Origin of the sequence: Streptomyces sp. DvalAA-14 (assembly GCF_900091855.1) — a bacterium.
GTDB lineage: Bacteria > Actinomycetota > Actinomycetes > Streptomycetales > Streptomycetaceae > Actinacidiphila.
In genome coordinates this window covers 1-3,418 of the sequence record NZ_FMCH01000438.1, presented here as the reverse complement: position 1 = coordinate 3,418, position 3,418 = coordinate 1, and the positions used below count along the sequence as shown (strand labels likewise).

The window sequence follows — 3,418 nt, the reverse complement described above, 5'->3', positions numbered from 1 at the left end:
GGGGGAAGCGGCCCGGCTCGGGCGCGCCCGGCGCCGCGGCGGGCGGCTCCGGTTCCCGCGCGGCCGACGACGCCTCCGTGGGGGTCCCGGCCGCGACCGTGCCCGCCCCCCGCCACCCCTACCGGCCGGGCGTGCGCGTACTGCACCGCCAGTGGGGTGAGGGCGAGGTGATGAGCGAGGACGACGGCAAGCTGACGGTGCTGTTCTCGACCGTGGGCTACCGCACGCTCTCGCTGTCGGTGGTGACCGAGAACAACCTGCTCAGCACGGTGTCCGACAGCCGCTGACGGCGGGCGGCCGGGTGGGTCGGCCCGCGCCGGCCGGGCCGGCCGGCGGGCCCGGCTACATCCCCTGCCCGCCCAGCAGCCGGTTCTTGGCCTGGCGGAACTCCTGCTGGGTGATGGCGCCGGACTGGACGAGGTGCGACAGCCGGGCGATCTCCTCGGCGGTGGTGGCGGCGGACTCCACCGGGGCGGTGTCGCCCCGCCCGGCGGCCAGCGCCCGCTCCACGGCGACTTTCAGCTCGGCGAACTCCGGCTGCTGGCCGGCCCGGAAGGCCACGGTGTTCTCCCGGGCCGCCTCCTTGGCGGCGTCGCGGCCGAAGCGGGCCAAGCCGCGGGTCCGCTCGGTCTGGAACATGATGGATCCCCTGGTCAGCCCGGCCGGGTGCCAGTCGACCGCGAGGATTTCGGTGATGGGCAGCCGTAACTGTGCGGCGCCCGGCGCCGAGCGCCCCAGCCGGCCGCCGCGCAGGATCGTCACCTGCTCACCGTCGAAGATGATCCGCCCGGTCGTGCCCTTCACGTCGAAGATGTCCACCATGCCCCCTGACATGTCGTGGCCCGGTCATCCTGCCACGCACATACCGGCGATGACAGGTTATGTGCATACTTCGCCGACCCGGTCGGCGAACGCCCGGGCGGCGGTGGCCGCTGCCCGGTCCGGGCCCGCCCGGTAAAGTGGAGGCACCGCTCCGGGTAGCCGGAGGCCGCCGTCCGCCGAGCGCGCGGCGCGCCCGGGGCCGGACGGACCGGAGGAGGACCTGTCGTGACGTTTTCGCTGCCCGTACCGCCGGACCGACCGCTGCGCGCCGACGCGCGGCGCAATTACGACGCCCTGCTGGCGGCGGCCCGGGACGCCTTCGCGGCGCTCGGCTCCAAGGCCCCGCTGGAGGAGATCGCCCGGCGGGCCGGGGTCGGCATCGGCACCCTGTACCGCAATTTCCCAAACCGGCAGATCCTCTTCGACGCGGTGTACGTCCACGAGGTCGAGGTGCTCTGCGCTTCGGCCGCGGGGCTCGGGCACCTCGGGCCGTGGGAGGCCCTGGAGCAGTGGCTGCGCAACTTCACCGGGTTCATCACCAACAAGCGGGCCTTCACCGAGGAGATGGCCCGCGAATCGCCGATCGTGCTGGCCTGCCGGACCGCCATCTACGCCGTCGGCGAGCCGCTGCTGCGCCGCGCGCAGGAGGCCGGGGCGGCCCGCGCCGACGTGCGGATGGACGATGTGCTGCGCCTGCTGACCGGCATCGCGCTGCTGGACTTCCCCGGCGGCTCCGGCCAGATCGGCTTCGTGGCCGGTGTGGCCCTCGACGGCCTGCGCTACCCGCCCGCCCTGGGCGCGCGCGCCCAGCAGGAGCCCGGCGCCCTCCGGGACCGCGATTGACCGGAGGCATCCCTCCGTTATAGTGGAGATACCCCTCCGTTAAAGTGGAGGGAATCCTCCGCCCGCACGGTCGAGAGCACCGCACCGGGCCGGACGCACGCAACGGAAGGGCACGACATGACCAGGACATGGCTGATCACCGGCGCCTCGCGAGGCTTGGGCCGCGAGCTGAGCCGCACGGTGCTGGACAACGGCGACCGGCTGGTGGCGACCGCGCGCCGCCCCGAGCAGCTGTCGGAGTTCACCGACCGCTACGGCGACCAGGTGCGCGCCGTGGCACTGGACACCACCGACGCCGACGCGGCGCACGCCGCGGTCCGGACCGCCGTCACGGAGTTCGGCGGTCTGGACGTGGTGGCCAACAACGCCGGCTACGCCAACAGCGCGGCGATCGAGGACACCTCGCTGGCGGAGTTCCGGGCCCAGATCGAGACCAATCTCTTCGGCGTCATCAATGTCACCAAGGCCGCGCTGCCGGTGTTCCACCAGCAGCGCTCCGGACTGTTCCTGCAGTTCTCCTCGATCGGCGGCCGGGTCGGCGCCACACCGGGCCTGGCCCCCTACCAGACCGCGAAATTCGGCGTCGAGGGCTTCTCCGAGGTGCTGGCGGCCGAAACCGCGCCGCTGGGCATCAAGGTCGTCATCGTGGAGCCCGGCGGCTTCCGCACCGACTGGGCCGGCTCCTCGATGGAGATCGCCGAGACCACGGAGGACTACGCCGCCACCGTCGGCTGGATGCACCGCTACCGGGTCGAGCACAACGGCAAGCAGCCCGGCGACCCGGCCCGCGCCGCGCGGCTGCTGGTCCAGGTCGCCGACCTCGACACGCCGCCGCGCCGGCTGCCGCTGGGAACCGACGCGGTGCGGATCGCGCTCGATGCCGGGCAGGTCCGCCAGGACGAGACGGCGGCCTGGGCGGCGGTAGGCCGGGCCACCGACTTCACCAGCACCGTCGACCTCGGGCGCACCCCGCTGACCGACCTGCTGGGCCGGGCGGACTGACGCCCTGCCCGGTCAGGTCCCCGTATCCCGGCGGCGCCTTGTCACTTCGGGGGCGGCGTGGTCAGCCGCAGCGACCGCCACAGGAGCGCGGCCGCGTAGGACCGGTAAGGGCTCCAGGCCAGGCCGCGCCGGCGGACCTCCTCGGCGCCGGGGGCCGCGTCCAGCGCCCATTCCCGCCGGACGGCCCGGCGGATACCGATGTCGTCCGCCGGCAGCACATCGGGGCGGCGCAGCCCGTGCAGCAGGAACGTCTCCGCCGTCCACCGGCCGATCCCGGGCAGGGCCCGCAGCGCCGCCATCGCCTCCTCGTCGCTCAGCCGGTCCAGTCCGCGCAGATCGATGGCGCCGGACAGCTGGCGTTCCGCGAGGCCGGTGACGTAGGCCGCCTTGGCCCGGGACAGCCCGCAGGCCCGCAGTCCGTCCGGGCCGAGGGCGATGACCCCCGCCGGGTGGGGCCGGCCGCCGGTGGCGGCGGCGATCCGGTCGTACACCGCGAAGGCGGCGGCGATCGACAGCTGCTGACCGCTGATGTCCAGTACGAGCGCGGCGAAATAGTCGTCCCCGGTGCGTCCGCCGTCGTGGTGGACGAACGGGTCGGGGCGGCCGTGCTCGTGCATGAGGCGCTTGAGCACCGGGTCGCGCCGGGCCAGGACGCGGTACGGATCGGGGGCCGGCCTTTTCCTCGCTGCGGGCGGGGCGGGCATCTTCCACCTCGAGACGGGTCGGGTCGGGACGGGCGCGGGTCGGGTGC

4 protein-coding genes and 1 pseudogene are annotated in these 3,418 nt (G+C 74.3%); 3 read left to right on the top strand and 2 right to left on the bottom strand.

Annotated features, from left to right (window positions below):
• A pseudogene (locus tag GA0115240_RS23555) lies at positions 1 to 287 on the top strand (DUF3553 domain-containing protein); the annotation flags it as partial.
• Between the two features lie 55 nt (positions 288 to 342).
• Here the strand turns inward: GA0115240_RS23555 and GA0115240_RS23550 are convergent.
• Positions 343 to 834: a DUF4429 domain-containing protein gene (locus GA0115240_RS23550; RefSeq protein ID WP_107407202.1), complete on the bottom strand. Its 492-nt coding sequence runs from the start codon at positions 832 to 834 to the stop codon at positions 343 to 345.
• 213 nt (positions 835 to 1,047) lie between these two features.
• On the opposite strand from GA0115240_RS23550, the gene GA0115240_RS23545 reads away from it, so the two are divergent.
• A complete protein-coding gene (locus tag GA0115240_RS23545; RefSeq protein WP_093739382.1) occupies positions 1,048 to 1,665 on the top strand; it encodes a TetR/AcrR family transcriptional regulator in 618 nt (205 codons plus the stop codon).
• Between the two features lie 117 nt (positions 1,666 to 1,782).
• On the top strand, positions 1,783 to 2,667 hold the full coding sequence (locus tag GA0115240_RS23540) for an SDR family NAD(P)-dependent oxidoreductase (protein ID WP_093739380.1): 885 nt from the start codon (positions 1,783 to 1,785) through the stop codon (positions 2,665 to 2,667).
• A gap of 41 nt (positions 2,668 to 2,708) precedes the next feature.
• Here the strand turns inward: GA0115240_RS23540 and GA0115240_RS23535 are convergent, their stop codons facing one another.
• Positions 2,709 to 3,371, bottom strand: coding sequence for a DNA-3-methyladenine glycosylase family protein (locus tag GA0115240_RS23535; RefSeq protein WP_093739378.1), 663 nt, complete (start codon positions 3,369 to 3,371; stop codon positions 2,709 to 2,711).
• Between the last annotated feature and the right edge of the window lie 47 nt (positions 3,372 to 3,418).